The following is a 17,790-nucleotide window of genomic DNA, read 5'->3' as shown; positions in this document are numbered from 1 at the left end:
TACAACAAGCTGCTGGAAGCCGTCAAAGACTTCGGCGACTGGCACGAGAACAAGTCCTCCGTACCCAGGCCCACCCAGGACGCGCTCAAGAGCCTCGAGTGGATCGGACGCCGCGAGAACTTCTGCATCTGCGGACCCTCGGGCACAGGAAAATCGCACTTCACCGAGGCCCTCGGACAGACCGCGGTCGAGGCCGGCCTGGCCGTCGCCTGGTTCACCATCGAAGACCTCGGAGCCCTGGTCCGCCGCCACCGCGCGGACGACTCCATCGCCCGGGCCCTCGCGAAGATCGTCCGATCCGACCTGATCATCGTCGACGACATCGGCCTGCTACCCGTCTCCGAGGACGCCGCCGAAGGCTTCTACCGCCTGGTCGACGCCGCCTACGAACGACGTTCCATCGCGGTCTCCAGCAACCTCCACCCATCCGGATTCGACGAGATCATGCCCAAGACCCTGGCCACCGCGACCGTCGACCGGCTCCTCCACCATGCCCACGTCACCGTCACTCAGGGTGACTCATTCAGGTTCACCGAGGCCACCACCGGCAAGGGAGTCAAGCCCTTCAGCTAACCCACACCACACCAGGGCGGGGAGACATCTGGCCGCCACCGGGGAACTTCCACTGGCCGTCAGTGGGGAGAACTACATGGCCGTTGACACAGGAGGACCTCGGCATCGATGGCGGGCCTGACGGGAGGCGGCGCGGCCGTTCTTCTCGGCGACGAGCCGGGACTCCTGCGCCGGGGCCCCGTCGCCGGTCATGGGCGCGAACTCGCGGCGGGAGGCGCGGCGCCGTTCGCGGCCGAGGCCCTCGGTGGCCCGGCGTCCTGGGCGCGCCGGGCCGCCGGGCCGCCGGGCCGCCGGGCCGCCGGGCCGCCGGTCACCAGTACAGGAGCCAGCGTCCGGCGCACCAGACTCCGTGGCCCTGGAGGGTGAGCCGTTCGTCGTCGGGTTCCACGCGGCTGCTGGGGGCGACCTGGTGGAGGGTGTGGCCGGAGTGGATCACCATCTGGCCGGGGGTGTAGGGGACGTACTGCTTGGTGTGGAAGCGCTTGAGGTCGGCGGCGCTATCGATCCAGCCCTTCGCCGCGGCCTGACGGAAGTCCTCGTAGTCCGCGTCCCAGATGTTCAGGCCTCCGCCGGCCGCGGGCAGCCGGATGGGCAGGGTGAAGGACAGCAGCCGGGTGAGGTCCGTCCCGGGGGGCCAGCTGAAGGCCCGGTACTGCATGTCGAAGTGGACGGGTGCCTTGGGCCTGGTGAACACGGCGGCGGACAGCCACACGTGGAATCCAGGCATGGCGAGGTGTTGGGGATAGTGGACGGGGGCGCCGAGATGTCCTCCGAGGAGGTCCGCGAGCCGCTCGTACAGCTCGCCGAAGGACTCCCACAGGAGCGGCCTGGAGATGTCCGCCCGCTTCTGGTACTCGCCGGTCTCCGGGTCCTCGGCGAGGTCGAGGTAGCTGGGCGTGCCCAGGGTGAAGAAGGAGGCGGGTTTGGGGCCGCGCGGGATCCAGTGCTCGCGCAGGCCGTGCACGGTCTCGCGGAGCGCGTCGCTGTCGGCTTCGGTGAGTACGGTCAGCCTGTCGATCACGGGTGCCTCCCCTGGAGCAGTGCGAGGAGCGATGCGGTGATGTCACCGCCCAGCCGCCGGTCGTACCAGTCGTACGCCGGCATCGGGTTGACCTCCAGGCACCAGTGGGTGCCGTCCTCGGCGACCTTGAAGTCCCAGCCCGCGAGGGTCATGCCCAGGTCCGCGGTATGGCGGACGACCTGCTCGGCGAGCGGTCCGGGCAGTTCGTACGGCGTGAACACCGCGTCAGGGTCGGTCCGGTAGTCCACCGCGCCGGAGGCGATCTCCTCGGCGTGCACGCGGTCGCCGACGACATGGGCGCGCACGTCCCGGCCCGGTACGTAGCGCTGGAGGTGGATCGGCCCCTGCCAGGGGTCGAAGCCGGCCAGCTCGCCGGGCCGCAGGAGCCGGCTGTCGGCCCGTACGCCGGACACCGCCTTGACGATGGTCGGCCCGGCCTCGGCGAAGGCCCGAAGCCGATCCGGCGAGGAGCCGGTGATGCCGGGCGGAACCCTGAACCCGGCCTTGGCCAGGGATCGTTCGTGCAGCGGCTTGGAGCCGTTGTCGGAGCGGATGGAGGGGCGGTTGACGACTAGGCCGGGGATCTGGTCCAGCCAGGCCGTGAGGGCGGTGGTGAGCCAGCGCCAGCGCAGCGCCTGCTCCCGGTCCTCCGCGAGGGACGACAGGTCGTTGATCCGGCAGTAGTACGAGCCCTCGGGGTCGAGGGTGTGCTTGCCGAGCCGCGCCGGACGGGCGACGCCGATGGCGAGGTGCCAGTCGTCCTGTCGTACGACTTCGCTCAGGTCGACGGTCTCGACGTGGACTCCGCGTGCCTCGGCGGCGTCGGTGAAGTGCGCGATGGTGCTCTCGGAGGCGAGTCCGACGGTGTAGATCATGGGAAGAGCACCTTTAGGAGTCGGGGGCCGAGACCTAGCCAGACCATGCGCAGCTGCTCCACGTCGGGGAACGGCTCGACCAGGACCGGCTTCGCGCGGGCAAGGTCCGGGGATATTCGCCAGACCACGGAGGCGAGTTCGAGTCCGAGTCGGGCGACGATCTCGGTGCTGCGTTCCTCCAGGCGCAACCCGTCGAGTTCGACGGCGCTGCACGGCCAGGCGTGGTCCCCGAGGACCACCACGTTCTCGAACAGGGGGTCAGGGTCCGACCACCGCGCACGGTAGGGGCCGGAGGCCGCCGACTGCTCGGGCCAGGGCCGTGTCGTCCACGAGCCCAGGTCCTGCACCCACCACTGGGTGCCCTCGCCGTAGCCCCCGTGCTCCCCGTCCGCTGCCGTCGGCCCGTCGGGCTCCGGCGGTCGGGAGGAGAACACCTCCACCGAGCCGACGGGCAGTCCGGCCCGCAGTTCGGTGAGAGCCGCGGAGGCGGAGACGCTGCTGCCCAGGGCCCCCGGCACGGGACGGTTGATCACGGGCGCCGGGGTGAGGGCGGCGACGGCCCACAGGTGCGCCAGACACTCGTTGAGCTGGAACTCGGCGTCGAAGCTGGTCCTGAGCAGGGGCGGGGCGGGCAGTCGGAGGATCATCGGCAGGGCCGGCTCGACGACGGCTGTGTCGTCGTCGACGGTGACGGTGAACATCTGCGCGGCGTCGAACACGTCGAGGACGGCGGCCTCGTGCCCGCTCTCCAGTACGAAGTCCCGCACCTCGACCGCCACCAGGTCCTCGGGGTCGGCGACGATGACCAGCCCGGAGAAGCCGGTGTGGGGAACCTCAGATGACGACACCGCGCCTCCTCAGCAGTCGGTTGATCCGGGAGTCCCGCAGCTCCGCCGCGATCTCCTGCTCCTCCGTGAGCCGTCCCGCCAGGGCCGGAGCCGCCTGCCCCATGCCGGCGTCCGCGGGGCCGGAGCCGGCCCCGGCGGCGGACTCGGCTGCCGGGTTCACGAAGGCGCCGGGGCCGGGCAGGGTCATGGCCCCGTCGAAGCCGTCCTTGAAGTCCTTGCCGTCCTTCCCGTCCTTGCCGTCTTTGGTGTCCTTGCTGTCCTTCGAATCCTTGTAGTCCTTGGTGTCCTTCGAATCCTTGCCGTCCTTGTTGTCTTTGTAGTCTTTGACGTCCTTGGATTCCTTGGTCTCCTTGCCGTCCTTGACGTCCTTGGACTCCTTGCCGTCCTTGCCGTCCTTCCCGTCCTTGATGTCCTTGAAGTCCTTGCTGTCCTTCCACCTCTTGCGCGCCTCTGGCACTGCGGGAACGGGACCCGCGTCCACCTCCTCCGTCTCGGAGAAGGTGCGGCCCCGCTGCGGTGCTCCTCTCAACATCCCCGTGACATCGCGCCGTTCGGCAGCCGACAGGAAGGGCCGCACCCGTGATTCGTCGACGGTCCACGTCATTGGTTCACCTTTTCCGTGCTCGGCCAGGCTCGGCTCGGTACAGCCGCAGGGCTGCTCCGAGGCGGGCCTGGGCTTCCCTGTGATGCGGATTGAGGTTGAGGACGAGGTGGGAGACACCGAGCGCCTCGTACCGGCGCAACCCCCGGGCCACCACTCCCGGCGATCCGGTCAGGACGTCGACGCCCGAAGGCGCTTCCCCGCCACGACCGTCCTCCCCCTCGACGCTGACGTTGACGCCGAGCGTGATGCCCAGCGTCGCGGGATGGCGCCCTTCGCTCAGGCAGCTCTCCCGCACCCTGGCGAGGACCTCCACGGCGCCGGAGGGAGAGCCGAACCAGCAGGAGTTCCACAGGTCCGCGTACCGCGCCGCCAGCCCCATCGTCCGCGGCCGGTTCGCGCCGACCAGGACGGGTGGGCCGCCGGGCCGGGGCCCGCGGGGACGGAGCTCGCCGGCGCGTGACCAGTGGTGGCGGCCGGTGAAGTCGACACGACCGGTCCGCAGCAGCCCGACGATGATCTGCAGCGCCTCCTCGAACCGGTCCACGCGGTTCTCGAAGGGGACGCCGAAGGCCTCGAACTCGGGCTGGTGCCAGCCGGTGCCCAGGCCGAGGATGAGCCGGCCCCGGCTGACCTCGTCGAGGGTCACGGCCATCTTGGCGAGTACGGCGGGGTTGCGGAACGCCGTGCACATCACGAACGAGCCGAGCTCGACCCGCTCGGTGGCCTCGGCCAGGGCCGCCAGGACGGTCCAGGACTCCCAGATGCCCTCGCTCGTCCCGTCCGGCCCCCGGAACAGCAGGTGGTCGAAGACCCACACCGAGTCGAAGCCCGCGTCCTCCGCCTGAACGGCGAGCGATCTGATCTCCGCGTACGAAGGCTGCCCCGTCGGGTATTCGGCGAGAGGCAGAACAAGGCCGATCTTCATCGCTCCCCCGGACGGCTCGTGTCCTCCGCAGCTGCACCGAAAGTACACCGGGTGAGGGACCGTCACAATGCGTCGACGGTACGCCCATTGAACGGAATCGCGCTGCCCGCCGACCGTAGTTCCGCCGGTCCCCTCGACAATCCGCGCGGGCCACGGGGATGCTTTCCGGTACGGGCAGGAGGCGGCGAGGGGGCCGAACATGGTGGAGTCGTCGGGTGCGTCCCGGGTCCTGGTGCGGATGGCGGCACTGCTCTGCGCCGCGTGCGCGGTGGCGCTGGTGCTGGTGGCGGTGCTGGTCGACCTCGACACCGGGGATCGGGTGGCGAGCGTGGCCGGGGCGGTGGCCGGGCTCGTGGGTCTGGCGTGGTCGGTCGTGGCGCTGCGGCCCTCGGGCGACGCGGCGGGCGTACGGTCCCGCGGCCGGGGCGCGGTGGCCGTCGGCGGCGACGTCACCGGCAGCGCCCCGGGCAGAAACAGCAAGGTCTACGGAAGGTCCACCCCTCCGGCGCGGGACGGCGGTACCGCCGCGGCCGGCCCGGTGTCGGCCGAGGGCGACGGGGCGTTCGCGGCAGGCGGCGATGTCACCGGCAGCGCCCTGGGCGAGGGCAGCGAGGTCAACGGCCGGTGATCCCCTCGCGGTGGCGACTGTGGCGACGCGCCCGCGCCGACCGGCAGCCTTCCGGCCCCCACGGGACAGCCCTGCACGTGCTGGCCGACGGCCCGAACGCGATCGGCGTCGGCGGGAACGCCATGGGCAACGCGATGGCCGCGGGCGCCATCGTCAACAACATCCACGTGGGCCCCGCGCCCGACCCGCCTCCCGACGAAGAGCGGATCGCCCGGGAGCTGGAGCGGTACGCGGCCCGCGTCCGGTCGGCGTACGGAAGGCTGGACCTGGAGGTGCTGATCCCCCGGCAGGAGTGGGAGCACCCGGCCGTGGAGCTCCGCGAGGTGTTCGTGCCGCCCCAGCTCCGCGCGGACCCGCCCCCCGTGGAGCTGCCCCGGGAGCTGCGCGAGCGGCTCGCGGACGACGGCGGGGCGTTGCGCCGGGAGGAGCTGCCTCCAGGGCTCGACCAGGAGTGGCTGGAACAGGTGCGCCGGGCCTACCGGGGCCGGCCGCCGGTGGAGGCCCTGGAGGTACTGGCCGACCCCCAGCAGGGGCGCGTGGTGCTGCTGGGCGATCCCGGAGCGGGCAAGTCGACCCTCGCCCACTACCTGGCGCTGGCCCTCACCTCCGGTTCCCCGCCCCCGCCGCTGGCCGGCCTCGCCGACCGGGTGCCGGTCGTGCTGGAACTGCGCAAGTACGCGGACGCGCGGTGGCGCGACCGGTCCTTCACGGACTATCTGGACCACGTGGGCACCATGGAAGGGCTGTCGGTACCGCGCGAGGTCCTGACGGTACTGCTCGACGCGGGCCGGGCACTCGTCGTCTTCGACGGCCTGGACGAGCTGTTCGACCCCGAGGTGCGGGATGAGACGGGACGGCGTATCGCCGCCTTCGCCGAGCAGTATCCGCGGACCCGCGTGGTGGTGACCTCCCGGGTGATCGGCTACCACCACGGGGTGCTGCGCAAGGCCGGTTTCGGTCACTGGATGATCCAGGACCTCGCCCGGCACCAGATCGACGAGTTCGTGCAGCGCTGGTACGCCGTGGTCTGCCCGGACGACCCCGACTCGGCCGCACGGCTGCGCCGTCGCCTCACCGACACCGTCGCGTCCTCGCGGCCCGTACGGGAGCTCGCCGGCAACCCGCTCCTGCTCACCATCCTGTCGATCATCGGACGGCGGCAGGAACTGCCCCGTGACCGGCAGGGCGTCTACCGGCACGCGGTGGACATCCTGGTGGCCCACTGGGACCAGGACGCCAAGTACCTGACGGCCCCGGCACAGGCAGGCGCCCTGCGCTACCTGGACGACGAGGACCGACGCGAACTCCTGCGCTTGCTGGCCCGGCGCATGCAGGAGGGGGCGTACGGGATCGCCGGGAACCACATCCACGGCCAGGAGGTGGAGTCGGTGTTCGCCGCCTACCTGTCCGAGCGGTACGACCTGTCCCGGCAGGAAGCCGCCACCGCCGGGCGGGAGATGATCCGCCAGTTCCGGGAGCGCAACTTCATCCTCAGCCGCTTCGGCGACGAGGTGTACGGCTTCGTGCACCGCGCCTTCCTGGAGTACCTGGCGGCGGACGACATCGCCCGCCGCTACCAGCGCGACCGCGCGTGGGACGAGGAGGAACTGGTCCGGGAGGTCTTCGTACGCCGCGCCGAGGACCCGGCCTGGCACGAGGTCCTGCTCTTGCTGATCGGGCAGCTGGGCGAACGCGACGCCGCCCACGCGATCGACGCCTTCCTGGAGCTGTACGCCCGGCACGTGCGGACGAACCGGCACGACATGCTGGCCCTGGCCGTACGGGCGCTGGCGGAGGTCCGCAAGGTCGGCGCGCTCGCCGCGCAGAGCCGGGCGGTCACCGACGCCCTGATCGACGCGCTGGAACGCAACCCTGGGCGGACGGCCCAGCGCACCCTGGAGGGCGTACTGCCCGCTCTGGCGGTGCTCGGCCCCCGCTGGAGCGGACGCCGCCGGCTGCTGCGCTGGTACCTGCTGCGCGGCCAGTTCCGGACCGCGTTCCCCCTGCCGCCGAGGATCGCCTGCGCGCTGCACACCGAACCCGGGATGCTCCTGCTGCTCGCGGAGCACTCCCCGGCTGCCGCCCGCCGGGAGGTGCTGCGCACGGTGATCAACCGGTGGCCGGACCTCTCCGAGGCGTGGCGGTTGGTGCTGGCCGGTGTGGACGCCGCGGACGGGGCGTCCCGTCAGGCGGCTCTGGAGAACCTCGCGCGCTGGTGGAGCGAGGATGAGAGCATCCGGGGCCTGCTCTTCGATCGGGCGGTGACCGACCGGGAACCGGGCCCTCGCCGAACCGCCCTGGAGGCCGTGGCGGGGCGGTGGCGGCACGCCGAGGACGCCCGCGAGCTGGTTCTCCGTCAGGCCGTCACGGACGAGGACCCGGTGTGCCGGCGGGAGGCGCTCGGGCTGCTCCGGCAATACTGGCCCGAGCACGCGGACACCTGGCGGATGATCAGCGCCCGGGCCGTCGCGGACCCGGACCCCGGGCCCCGTCAGGGCGCGCTGCGACTCCTGGGAATGGCGCGGCGGGAGGAGGAGGGTGTCCGGGAGCTGCTCCTCGACCGGGTCGACGCCGACCCGGACCCGGGGCCCCGGCGGGAGGCACTGGAGGCCATGGCCCTCATCTGGGGTACCGACCTGGAGGTCCGGGACCTGGCCCTTCGACAGGCGCTGGCCGACCCGGATCCCGAACCCCGACGCGGGGCGCTGGAGATCCTGGCCTGGAGGTGGAAGGACCACGAGTGCGTGGAGGAACTGCTGTTCCGGCGGGTCGTCGACGACCCCGATCCGACGCCGCGCATCGAGGCTCTGGAGGCCCTGGCCTGGCGCTGGCGTGACCGGGAGGACGCCCGGGAGCTGGTCCTGCGCAGAGCGTCGGCCGATCCGCACCCCGACGTCCGGCGGCTGGCCTTGCCGTTACTAGTGCGCCGCTGGGGCGAGCACGCGGAAGTGCGGGAGCTGCTGCTGCGACGGGCCGGCGCCGACTCTCACCCGGGGCCCCGCCAGGAGGCGATGTGGCTGCTGGCGGAGGCGTGGGCGGAGGGAGAGGACGTCCGGGAGCTGCTGCTGCGACGGGCCGGCACCGACCCGGCCCGCGGTCCTCGTGGGCTGGCCCTCCAACTCCTGGCCCGCCGCTGGCCCGACCGTCCGGAGGTGCGGAGTCTGGTGCTCGACCGGATGACCGCTGACCCCGAACCCGACCTGCGGGGCAACGCCATGCACTGGGCGGCCTGGCTGATGGAGGCGGAACCGGCCGCCTGCGAGGCGGTGCGCACGGTGGCGCTGACCGACCCGAGCCGCAAGGTCCGTACCGCCGCGCTGCACGTGTCCGCCTTCGGATGGCCGAGGCTGCCCGCCACCCTCGGTCTCTTGCGCGACCGGGCCACCGAGGACGAGGACGAGTCGGTCCGCAGGACGGCCCGATGGGCTCTCGCGACCGCCGAGGCCCTCGCCGCACTCCCGGAGGACGGCACCCCAGCGCTGTGAGGAACCCCGCTCACGGCTCCAAGTCAGCGCGGACCAGCAGGAATGCGGCCACCGGCTTCGCGGCACGGGTGACCGTCCGGCGACGGCGGCAGCCATGATGCCGGTGCCGCCCATGCTGTGGACGGTCACCATGGAGACGCCCAGGGAACCGGCGGCGCGGACGGCTCCGGCCACGGAGTTGGGGATCTCGAAGAGATTCAGAGCACGGCGAGGCTCAGGTCGACCACGTAGTGCTCGTCCACCCATCCGTCCGGGAACCGCCGCATGAGGAGGGCTCGTTCGCCGACGAGGAAGGCGTCCGTGCCGGGCTTGCCGATGAGGAAGAGGGAGTGCGTGGACAGCTTGGCCAGTTGTGTGTCGACGGGGACCCGGCGCGACCACGGCAGGCGGCGGCGGATGAACCGCACTCCCTCCCGCGAGCGCGTGCGCTCGTTGATGTACCAGCCCGGGCCGAACCGCTCCTCGATGCGGGTCTGCTGATCCGCTATCCAGCCGACGGTGGCCTCCGGGTCGTTCGACCAGACCGCCAGCGCCCCACCGGGGCGCAGTACGCGCAGCGCTTCGGGAACGGCGCGGGCCGGGTCGGTCCAGTGCCAGGACTGCGCGTAGGTCAGCAGGTCCAGGCAACCGGACTCGAACGGCAGCCGGTTGCCGTCCGCGCGCACCAGCGGCGTCCGCGGGTTGCGGCGCCGGAACTCCGCAGCCATGCCCTCGCCGGGCTCCACGCCGATGACGCGGGCCCCGCGCGCCTCCAGGAGGGCGGTGGCGATGCCCGTACCGGCCCCCACGTCAGCGGCTCGGGCACCGGCCAGGGGAAACCCGGCGAGTTCGGCCAGGGTGTCGAAGAGCGCGGGCGGATAGGAAGGGCCGATGGGCGGCGTAGCGCGCGGCCGCCGCGCTGAAGGAACGAGCACGGGATTCGGCCGTCATGCCGTCCATGATGGGCTCCGCGTGCCTCCGTCGGGGTGGGACAGCTGGTCGCTGAGGGACCGCTGTAGCGATGCGGGCGGCTCCGGGGCTTCGGTTCCCGCTATCTCCCGGGCCCGGCGGGCCCGGGACGGCGGCGCGGCGGCGAGGTCGCCCGTGCCCGCCCTTCGCGCACCGTCATGCCGATGGAGGCGTTTACGGGCTCTGGCGTTCCCCACGCGCACAGCGTGCGGCGGTCGAAGGGCCCGACGGCTCCCTTACACCGACCTGCCCACGAATAGCGTCCTGCCGGTTCTGCCAGTACACGCGCGCCGCAATGCTGAACGTTGCAGTCGACCCAAGCGCGGAGAACCATGTAGGGGCGCTCCCCAGTCAATTGGCATGCTCTAGCAGTACCCGTAGGGGAGGTTGTAGCAGAGCAGGTTGAGGAACTTCTGAGCCTCGAACCCACTGACGCTCTGATGTCGTCCGACACCCGTCCCCTCGAACTTCTGTACACAAGATACGAACGCGCCCGATCGGGGGCTCGCCGAGCAGGTGTCCCAAGGATGCTGGGCGATACATCGCGGAGGATCCCCGGTTTCCGAAGCCGGGGATCCTGCCGAAGATGGACTACACCACCGCCACGTCCTACCCGCCTACCGAAAGGGGCCCGCCGGCACCCCGCATCGCGTCCCGACGCCACCAGCCCTAACTCCCGCCCTGGGGGCGGCACCATCCCGAATGCAACGGCCTACGCTGCGGCGTAGGACAGCCGGAACAGCTCCACCGCCCGCTCCACGTCCCTCTCCGAGCGCAGCTGGACCTTCAGGTCGCCGGTCCCGTGATGCCCCAGTCCCCTTACGTCCCTGGTGAAGCCAGGTACGAGGTCGACGGCCTCCGGGGCCGCCTTGAGGTAGATGAGCAGCTTGTCCTGCCGCGACGTCACACAGGCGAAGTTCCGCAGGCTCTGGTACGCGTCGTACTGCTTGCGCTCGACCTTCGTCACGTCGGCACCCAGGGCCAGCAGCGCTTCGTCAACCGCTGCGGCCAGCCCCACCACCGCCCCCGCCGGATTCGGCCGCGATGCCGCACCGCCGGCATTCCCGCGGCGCATGCGCAGGGCAGCTTTGGGCTGCGCCGCGACGGAAGCGACCGTCTCCAGCGCGATGAGGCCCTTCCCGTAGAGGCGGTAACGCACGAGGTCGATCGACCGGCGATGCTCCCGAACGACGTGAAGGTCGTACCGGGTGTAGTCCCCCGCGACACAGATCAGCCTGGGCGCCTTCCACATCACCTGGGCCGCAGCCGCAGAGCCCAGGTGCTCGCGCACCAGGGCATGGAACTCCTGCCGACACCGACAACTGGATCTGGACCGTACTACGGCAGACCCCCCCGCCCAAGGCGGGCTCGTCGACAAGGCCACCAAGGGAAAGCGCGCCCGCAAGGTACCCCTCATCGAGGAAGTACGGCCGATGGTTGCCCAGCGGCTGCTGGCCGTCGGCAATGACCCCGATGCCCGGATCTTCTTCGGACCGCGTGGCGGTCGCATCTCCACTGCGGTCCTGCGCGACGCCACTCATTGGGACGACGTCGTCACGGAACCCGGCTTCGAGCACCTCCGACGGCACGACCTGCGCCACACCGGACTGACCTGGTTCGCCGACGCCGGCGTGCCGCTCCACGTCCTGCGCAAGATCGCCGGGCACGGCTCGCTGACCACCACTCAGCGCTACCTGCACCCCGACGCCGGCCAGGTCACCGCAGCTGGTGCCGCGCTGTCTGCGCACCTCATGGTGCTCCGTGCACCCCGTTCGCTGCCAGTCACGGCAATGGCCGTCATTTGACCACTCGGACCGACCTGGTCCCCAAGTGGTCCCCAAAAACGATCAAGGGGCCGTTTCAGATTCCTCTGAAACGGCCCCTTGAACTGCGACTTCGAAAAGTCGGGACGACAGGATTTGAACCTGCGACCCCTTGACCCCCAGTCAAGTGCGCTACCAAGCTGCGCCACGTCCCGATGCCCGTTCCCCCGGGGGTCGTCCCCGGCGGCTGCGTGCAGGAGAACATTACCTCACTTCGCGGGGCGGATGGACGCAGCCCCGGCCGGGCGGTGCGTGGCATATCCGCAGGCCGGGCCGCCGGCGGGGAGAATGGGGGTGTGGACATGACGCCGAGGGACCGGGACGAGGAGGGGCGGGCGCGCAGTGCGCGGCCGCGGGACGGGCTCGGGCGGCCGTTGCCGTACGGGGTCGAGGGGGTGCCGCGGCAGCCCGAAGGGGTGGTGCGGACGCCCTCGCAGACGCTCCGTGAGGCGCAGCGGCTGCTCGACGAGGGGATGCCGTTCCACGCCCACGAGGTCTTCGAGGACGCGTGGAAGAGCGGTCCCGCCGAGGAGCGGGACCTGTGGCAGGGACTCGCCCAGCTGGCGGTGGGGCTGACCCATGCCGCGCGGGGGAACGCGGAGGGCGGGGCACGGCTGTTGCTGCGCGGCGCCGAGCGGATCTCCGGGCAGCCCGATCCGTACGGCATCGACGTCCACGGACTCGTGCGGTGGGCCCGGGAGTTGGCGGCGCGTGCGGACGCCGTGACGGACGCGTCCGAGGAGGCGCCGCGCCTCCTTCCGGAGTAGCGCGGCGCCCGGCCGATCACCAGGTGAGGTGGAGTTCCAGGGGCGAGCGGTGGATCAGCGTCGGTCGCATCACCACCTCCCGATCCTTCGCCAGCCGCAGTCCGGGGAAGCGGCGGAGGAACAGCTCCAGGGTGAGGCGGAGTTGGGTGCGGGCGAGCTGGGAGCCCGGGCAGCCGTGGGCGCCGTGGCCGAAGCTGACGTGGCGGGTGGGGCTCGGGGGCCGGGTGATGTCGAAGACGTCGGCGTCCTCGTGGCGGGCCTCGTCGCGGTTGGCGGAGCCGTACGCCACGAAGACGGTTGCTCCGGCGGGTAGTTCGGTGCCGGCCAGGATGACGGGCCGGGTCGTCGTGCGGCGGAATCCCTGGACGGCGGTGTCGAAGCGGGCGGCCTCCTCCACCGCCCCGGGTATGAGTTCGGGCCGGGCGCGGAGCAGCTCCCACTGGTCGCGGCGGCGCAGCAGGTGGAACAGCGCGGTGCCGATCAGCGCCGTGGTGGTGAGGTGTCCGGCGATGAGGAAGTTCTGCAGGTTGGAGACGAGTTCGCCGCGCTGGTCGGGGCTGAGCTCGCGGGTGCCGGGTCCGAGTCCGGTGTCCGGGGCGAGGGCGGCGACCATAGCCGAGCAGAGGTCGTCGCGGGGGTCGGCGCGCCGCGCGCGGGCGTAGCGGTCGAGGAGGCGCTGGAGGGCGACCACGTCCTCGGCGGCGGCGATCTGTTCGTACTCGGCCATCGGCCGGAAGAGGAGCTGCTCGGCGCGGTGTCCTCCGTGCACCGCGGCGGGCACGTCCGCCGGATCGAGGCCGATGAGCCGGCCGATGACGGCGCCGGGCAGTTTGCGGGCGTAGGCGGACATCAGCTCCGTGTGGCCGTCGTCGGCGAAGCCGTCGACGAGGGCGGTGGCGACCTCTTCGGCGTACGGGGTGAGGGCCGCGACGCGCCCGGCGGAGAGACCGCGGTTGATCGGGGCGCGGTGGCGGCGGTGGGCGGCGCCGTCGGTGGAGACGACGGTGGGCTGTTTGCCGAAGCCACGGGCGAGGACGCCGAAGACGGCGGCCGGGGGGATCACATCGGGCCTCAGGGCCTGCGCGGAGGAGAAGTCCTCGGGCCGCAGCAGTACTTCACGGACGTCGGCGTCCCGGGCGACCAGCCAGGCGTCGAGTTCGGGGACGAAGGTCAGACCTGCGGTCTGTCGCGCATGTGCGTAGAGGGGGTACGGGTCGCGCTGCAACGCGTCGAGCAGCTCGTGACGTGCGTACGTTGTCGGGTCCACGCGGCGCCTCCGGAACGGGAAGGTGCGGAACTCGGTGCGGTCCGGCCATGGTGACCGGCGCCGCGGGCTCCTGGCTATGCCCCGGAGGCGTTCAGCGCGCGCTCGAGTACGGAGGTGTGGCTGACGGACGGGTCCTTCGCGGCGGTGAGGAGGGTGACGGTGCCCTCGGCGGCGAGGGCCCGCAGCCGGTCGAGGGCCTCGGCGGCGGCGGGTTCGGCGAGCTCGTCCTCGTACCGTCGGCAGAACTCCTCGTACGCGCCCTCCTGACCGTGGTACCAGCGGCGCAGTTCGGTGGAGGGGGTGAGCGCCTTGGGCCACTCGTCGACGCGGGCGTCGGTCTTGGCGAGGCCGCGCGGCCAGAGGCGGTCGACGAGGACCCGTACACCGTCGTCGGGTGACGGGGGCTCGTAGATCCGGCGGACGCGTACGTCGGGAGCAGCGGCTGGCATGGGTCAAGAGTGCCGGAGGTGCCGGGCGGTCACATCTCGACGCGCCCCGGCGGCAGCAGCGCCGGCAGCAGGACGGAGTCGACGAAGACCCGCATCGTCGCCGGGTCGGCGAAGCGCTCCTCGAAGAGGCGCTCGATGCGGAGCATGCCGAGGAAGCAGGGGGCGACGAAGCCGATCGCCGGGTTGTCCGGGTCGATCTCGCCGCGTTCGGCGGCCCGTCGCAGGATCGTGTCGAGGGCCGCGACCTCCGGGCTGATGACGGTCTCGCGGAGCGCCTCGCGCAGATCGGGGTACTGGATGTAGGCCTGGCTGACGGCCTCCATCAGCTCGGCGTCATGGTCGCGGCGGGTGGCGGCCAGATGGGCGGCCTCGCGCAGGTCCCCGGCGAGCGAACCGGTGTCGATGCCGGCGAAGAACGTGCAGCGCTGTTTGGCGAGGGCCGCCGTGACGAGCTGCGGCTTGCTCCCCCACTGACGGTAGAGGGTCGCCTTGCCGCACTTGGTGCGGGCCGCGACGCCCTCCATGGTCACCGCGTCGTAGCCGCCCTCCCGGAGCAGGCGGAGAACGGCCTCGTAGAGCTCGCTCTCCCGCTCCGGCGTGATCTTGCTGCGGCGGGCGGCGGCGGTCGCGGCCTGTGTGGACATCCCATTCCTCCCGGACAGCTCTCTGCACATACGAGAGTAGGGGGTGCACAATCGAGACGCAAACGTATCGAGACGCTTGCGTCTCGATGAATTCGGATCTAGGCTTCCCCCGTTTGCTGCCGGTTTGACGGAAAAAAGGGGGCCGCGCCATGGCTGCCGGGATACGCGGGATACCAGGGACACGTCCCGCAGGACCGGAGCCCACCGCTACCCCGGAACCGTCTGCACCGAGACGCCCCACGTCGGGACCGCCGACAACGAGACCGCCGCTCGTGCGCGAGCTGCTTCTCGTCACGGCGCTGTTCCTCGTCTACAAGTTCGGCCGGCTGTTCGCGAACGGCCACGAGCTGCGGGCCTTTCACAACGCCGACCGGGTGTGGAACGCGGAGCGGGCCGTCCATCTGCCCGGCGAGGGTTCCGTGCAGGCCCTGCTGATGCACGGCGAGCCGCTCGTCCGGGCCGCGAACACCTATTACGCGGCCGTGCACTTCCCGGCCACGATCGCCTTCCTCGCCTGGCTCTACTGGCGCCGCCCGGAGCACTACCTCTGGTCCCGCCGCGTCCTGGCGCTGCTGACCGCCGCCGCGCTCGCCCTGCACCTGCTGATGCCGCTGGCGCCGCCGCGGATGCTCGCCGCGACCGGACTCGTCGACACCGCCCGGGTCTACGGCCCGTCGGTGTACGGCGCGAGCCCGGAGACGGACTCGATGGCCAACCAGTTCGCGGCGATGCCGTCGCTGCACTTCGGCTGGGCGGTGATGGTCGCGATCGGTCTGATCGTCGCCACCCGCGGCCGATGGCGGTGGCTGTGGCTGCTCCACCCCCTGCTGACACTCCTGGTGATCGTCGGCACGGCCAACCACTACTGGTTCGACGCCCTGGCCGCGGCCGCGCTGCTCGCCCTCGCACTCGCGGCGGTACGAGCGCCGGACACGGGAACGGGCACCGGACCGGCGGGCCCCGAACCGCTGCTGCCCGCCACCGCTCCCCGCCCCGCGGGAGTGCTGCGATGACCACCCCCGACGGCCTCTTCCTCGCCGTCCTCCTGTCCCTGGTCTCCGCCGCCGGGTACGCCCTCGCCGCCGTCGCCCAGTCCCGGCTCGCCTCGGCCTCCGACGGGGGACGCGGCGCGCTCCGCGCCCTGCTCGCCCGCGGCCAGTGGTGGTGGGCGGTCGGCCTGAACGCGGCCGGCGCGCTCGCCCATGTGGCCGCGCTGCACTACGGCCCGCTGACGCTCGTTCAGCCGCTGGGCGCCCTCACCCTGGTGGCGGCGCTGCCGCTCGGGGCGTACTGCGCCCGACGGCGGGTGACCCGGGCGGAGTGGCGCGGGGCGCTCTGGACACTGGCGGGCCTCGTCGGCCTGATCTCGGTGACCGGCCCGGCGACGCCGGGCGACGCGCTGAGTCTGCGCGAGTCCCTGATCGTCGCGGCGGCGACGGCGCTGCTGATCGCACTGCTCGCCTCGGGTGGGCGGTACGGAGGGCTCCACGGAAGGCGGCGCGGAAGCGGAGGCTCGCGGGCGCGGACGCACGTAGGCGCGGGCGCGCGAGGCGGCGTCGGCGCGGGCACGGCCTCGCGGGCCGGTGCGGTGCGTGGGCGGGGGCTCGGGCATGCGACAGCTTCCGGGATCGCCTCCGGGGTCGGCTCAGCACTGACACAGACGCTCACCGCCGCGCTCACGCGCCAGCTGCCGGGTGGGGCGACGGCCTGGTGGCAGACGGCCCTGATCGCGGTGCTGATCTCCGCCTTCGCCATCGGCGGCCTGCTGCTCTCGCAGACCGCCTATCGCGGCGGACTCGCCGCGCCGCTGGCCGTCGTGAACCTCTCCAACCCGGCCGCAGCCGCCGTCATCGGCGTGGCGCTGCTCGGCGAGACGTTCCGCGCGGGCATGTGGGGGTGGCTGATCGCGGCCGCCGCTTCGGTGGTGGCAGCACGCGGTGTGGTGCTCCTGACGACCGGAGCGGGAACGCCCGCCGTGACACCGCCCTCGCCCTCACCGCCGTCTCCCTCCCAGGTCGTGGCCTCCGGGCAGCCGCAGCCGCAGCCGCTCCCCCTACCCCTGCCCCGTACCGACGAGACGGCCGCCGCGCCGCTCGCGGGCTGACCGCGCCTCACTCCCCGCCCCGTGCACCCAACCCCCCCTTCTTGGATAGCCGACCTATCCTTGGAGGGCGGAGTAGAACTCCCCGGTATCCGTGTCGAGACGATGGGAACGGTGAAACGCATTTGCGCCTCTCCGAGTTGAGCGCCCGCGGCGGCGTGTCCGTGGCCACCGTGAAGTACTACCTGCGCGAGGGACTCCTGCCTCCGGGGACGCCCGTCACCGCGCGGCAGTCGGAGTACGGCGAGGAGCACCTGCGCAGGCTGCGCCTGCTCCGAGCGCTCCTCACGGTCGGCGGGATGACGATCCAGCAGGTCCGGGACGTTCTGGCCGTGGCGGACGACCCCGCCTTCGGCCGCCATGAGCGCGTCGGCGTCGCCGCTCACATGCTGGGCCCGCAGATCTCCCCGCCCGACACCTCCGATCCCGAGCGCCCGCTGTGGGACGAGGTCTTCGCCGAGATGCGCGGGCTGCTCACCGAGATGGGCTGGCAGGTGTACGACGAGGCACCCGCGCTCGCCGCGCTGACCCGGGCAGTCCTGACGCTCCGCACGCTGGGCTACAGGGGCCGCACCGACGACATCCGGCGGTACGCCGAGGTGATGCACCCGATCGCCGCCGAGGAGTACGCGGTGATGGAGGAGTACCCGGCCCTGGAGGAGGCGATCGAGGCGGCGGTCGCGTACACGGTGCTGTACGAGCCGATCCTGCTGGCCCTGCGCCGCCTGGCCCACGAGGACGTTTCGGCCCACCTGCACAGGCTCCCTCCGCCTCCGGAACCTCCACTTTCGTCATCTTGACGAAAAGAGCCCGGGGCCCCTATCGTCATTGT

Annotated in this window: 15 protein-coding genes, 1 tRNA gene and 3 pseudogenes; 8 read left to right on the top strand and 11 right to left on the bottom strand. The window is 72.0% G+C overall.

Going from position 1 to position 17,790, the window contains the following annotated elements; translation table 11 throughout:
* Positions 1–30: 30 nt before the first annotated feature.
* Positions 31–573, top strand: a pseudogene (locus ABZ939_RS10105) (ATP-binding protein); the annotation flags it as partial.
* 310 nt (positions 574–883) lie between these two features.
* Here the strand turns inward: ABZ939_RS10105 and ABZ939_RS10100 are convergent.
* The 5 genes from ABZ939_RS10100 to ABZ939_RS10080 are packed head-to-tail and all read right to left on the bottom strand — an operon-like array spanning position 884 to position 4,846.
* Positions 884–1,594 (bottom strand): hypothetical protein, encoded by a 711-nt coding sequence (locus ABZ939_RS10100; RefSeq protein ID WP_361851265.1) that lies wholly within the window; start codon positions 1,592–1,594, stop codon positions 884–886.
* Positions 1,591–2,469: a hypothetical protein gene (locus tag ABZ939_RS10095; protein ID WP_361851263.1), complete on the bottom strand. Its 879-nt coding sequence runs from the start codon at positions 2,467–2,469 to the stop codon at positions 1,591–1,593. Before ABZ939_RS10095 ends, ABZ939_RS10100 begins: the two co-directional genes overlap by 4 nt.
* Positions 2,466–3,317, bottom strand: a complete 852-nt coding sequence (locus tag ABZ939_RS10090) for a hypothetical protein (protein ID WP_361851261.1) — start codon at positions 3,315–3,317, stop codon at positions 2,466–2,468. The genes ABZ939_RS10095 and ABZ939_RS10090 overlap by 4 nt, the downstream gene beginning before the upstream one ends.
* Positions 3,304–3,921 carry a hypothetical protein gene (locus ABZ939_RS10085; RefSeq protein WP_361851259.1) on the bottom strand — a complete coding sequence of 206 codons (618 nt, stop codon included), beginning with the start codon at positions 3,919–3,921 and terminating at the stop codon, positions 3,304–3,306. Before ABZ939_RS10085 ends, ABZ939_RS10090 begins: the two co-directional genes overlap by 14 nt.
* Positions 3,922–3,925: 4 nt before the next feature.
* Positions 3,926–4,846 carry an LLM class flavin-dependent oxidoreductase gene (locus ABZ939_RS10080; RefSeq protein WP_361851257.1) on the bottom strand — a complete coding sequence of 307 codons (921 nt, stop codon included), beginning with the start codon at positions 4,844–4,846 and terminating at the stop codon, positions 3,926–3,928.
* Between the two features lie 199 nt (positions 4,847–5,045).
* Between ABZ939_RS10080 and ABZ939_RS10075 the strand changes: the two genes are divergently transcribed.
* Positions 5,046–5,474, top strand: coding sequence for a hypothetical protein (locus ABZ939_RS10075; RefSeq protein ID WP_361851256.1), 429 nt, complete (start codon positions 5,046–5,048; stop codon positions 5,472–5,474).
* Positions 5,471–8,959: a HEAT repeat domain-containing protein gene (locus tag ABZ939_RS10070; RefSeq protein ID WP_361851254.1), complete on the top strand. Its 3,489-nt coding sequence runs from the start codon at positions 5,471–5,473 to the stop codon at positions 8,957–8,959. The genes ABZ939_RS10075 and ABZ939_RS10070 overlap by 4 nt, the downstream gene beginning before the upstream one ends.
* Before the next feature lie 197 nt (positions 8,960–9,156).
* On the opposite strand, the pseudogene ABZ939_RS10065 reads toward ABZ939_RS10070, so the two are convergent.
* Positions 9,157–9,889, bottom strand: a pseudogene (locus tag ABZ939_RS10065) (class I SAM-dependent methyltransferase).
* A 730-nt stretch (positions 9,890–10,619) separates the two neighbouring features.
* Positions 10,620–11,210: pseudogene (locus ABZ939_RS10060) on the bottom strand (DUF5655 domain-containing protein); the annotation flags it as partial.
* 130 nt (positions 11,211–11,340) lie between these two features.
* Here ABZ939_RS10060 and ABZ939_RS10055 point away from each other — a divergent pair.
* On the top strand, positions 11,341–11,712 hold the full coding sequence (locus ABZ939_RS10055; RefSeq protein WP_361851252.1) for a tyrosine-type recombinase/integrase: 372 nt from the start codon (positions 11,341–11,343) through the stop codon (positions 11,710–11,712).
* 99 nt (positions 11,713–11,811) lie between these two features.
* Here ABZ939_RS10055 and ABZ939_RS10050 read toward each other — a convergent pair.
* Positions 11,812–11,885: transfer RNA gene (locus tag ABZ939_RS10050), tRNA-Pro, on the bottom strand.
* A 147-nt stretch (positions 11,886–12,032) separates the two neighbouring features.
* Between ABZ939_RS10050 and ABZ939_RS10045 the strand changes: the two genes are divergently transcribed.
* Positions 12,033–12,497 (top strand): DUF309 domain-containing protein, encoded by a 465-nt coding sequence (locus ABZ939_RS10045; protein ID WP_361851323.1) that lies wholly within the window; start codon positions 12,033–12,035, stop codon positions 12,495–12,497.
* A 16-nt stretch (positions 12,498–12,513) separates the two neighbouring features.
* Here the strand turns inward: ABZ939_RS10045 and ABZ939_RS10040 are convergent, their stop codons facing one another.
* The 3 genes from ABZ939_RS10040 to ABZ939_RS10030 all read right to left on the bottom strand — a co-directional run bounded on the left by ABZ939_RS10040 (position 12,514) and on the right by ABZ939_RS10030 (position 14,857).
* Positions 12,514–13,764, bottom strand: coding sequence for a cytochrome P450 (locus tag ABZ939_RS10040; RefSeq protein WP_361851250.1), 1,251 nt, complete (start codon positions 13,762–13,764; stop codon positions 12,514–12,516).
* 74 nt (positions 13,765–13,838) lie between these two features.
* Positions 13,839–14,213: a DUF488 family protein gene (locus ABZ939_RS10035; protein ID WP_361851248.1), complete on the bottom strand. Its 375-nt coding sequence runs from the start codon at positions 14,211–14,213 to the stop codon at positions 13,839–13,841.
* A 29-nt stretch (positions 14,214–14,242) separates the two neighbouring features.
* Positions 14,243–14,857, bottom strand: coding sequence for a TetR/AcrR family transcriptional regulator (locus ABZ939_RS10030; protein WP_361851246.1), 615 nt, complete (start codon positions 14,855–14,857; stop codon positions 14,243–14,245).
* 272 nt (positions 14,858–15,129) lie between these two features.
* Between ABZ939_RS10030 and ABZ939_RS10025 the strand changes: the two genes are divergently transcribed.
* The 3 genes from ABZ939_RS10025 to ABZ939_RS10015 all read left to right on the top strand — a co-directional run bounded on the left by ABZ939_RS10025 (position 15,130) and on the right by ABZ939_RS10015 (position 17,758).
* Entirely contained in the window at positions 15,130–15,870 is a 741-nt protein-coding gene (locus tag ABZ939_RS10025) for a phosphatase PAP2 family protein (protein WP_361851244.1), read from the top strand.
* On the top strand, positions 15,867–16,961 hold the full coding sequence (locus tag ABZ939_RS10020) for a DMT family transporter (RefSeq protein ID WP_361851242.1): 1,095 nt from the start codon (positions 15,867–15,869) through the stop codon (positions 16,959–16,961). Before ABZ939_RS10025 ends, ABZ939_RS10020 begins: the two co-directional genes overlap by 4 nt.
* A 122-nt stretch (positions 16,962–17,083) precedes the next feature.
* Positions 17,084–17,758, top strand: a complete 675-nt coding sequence (locus ABZ939_RS10015; RefSeq protein ID WP_361851241.1) for a MerR family transcriptional regulator — start codon at positions 17,084–17,086, stop codon at positions 17,756–17,758.
* Positions 17,759–17,790 lie beyond the last annotated feature (32 nt).

Origin of the sequence: Streptomyces sp. NPDC046712 (assembly GCF_040645695.1) — a bacterium.
Lineage (GTDB): Bacteria > Actinomycetota > Actinomycetes > Streptomycetales > Streptomycetaceae > Streptomyces.
Note: the sequence above shows the minus strand (reverse complement) of the source record. Positions and strands in the feature narration are given on the sequence as shown.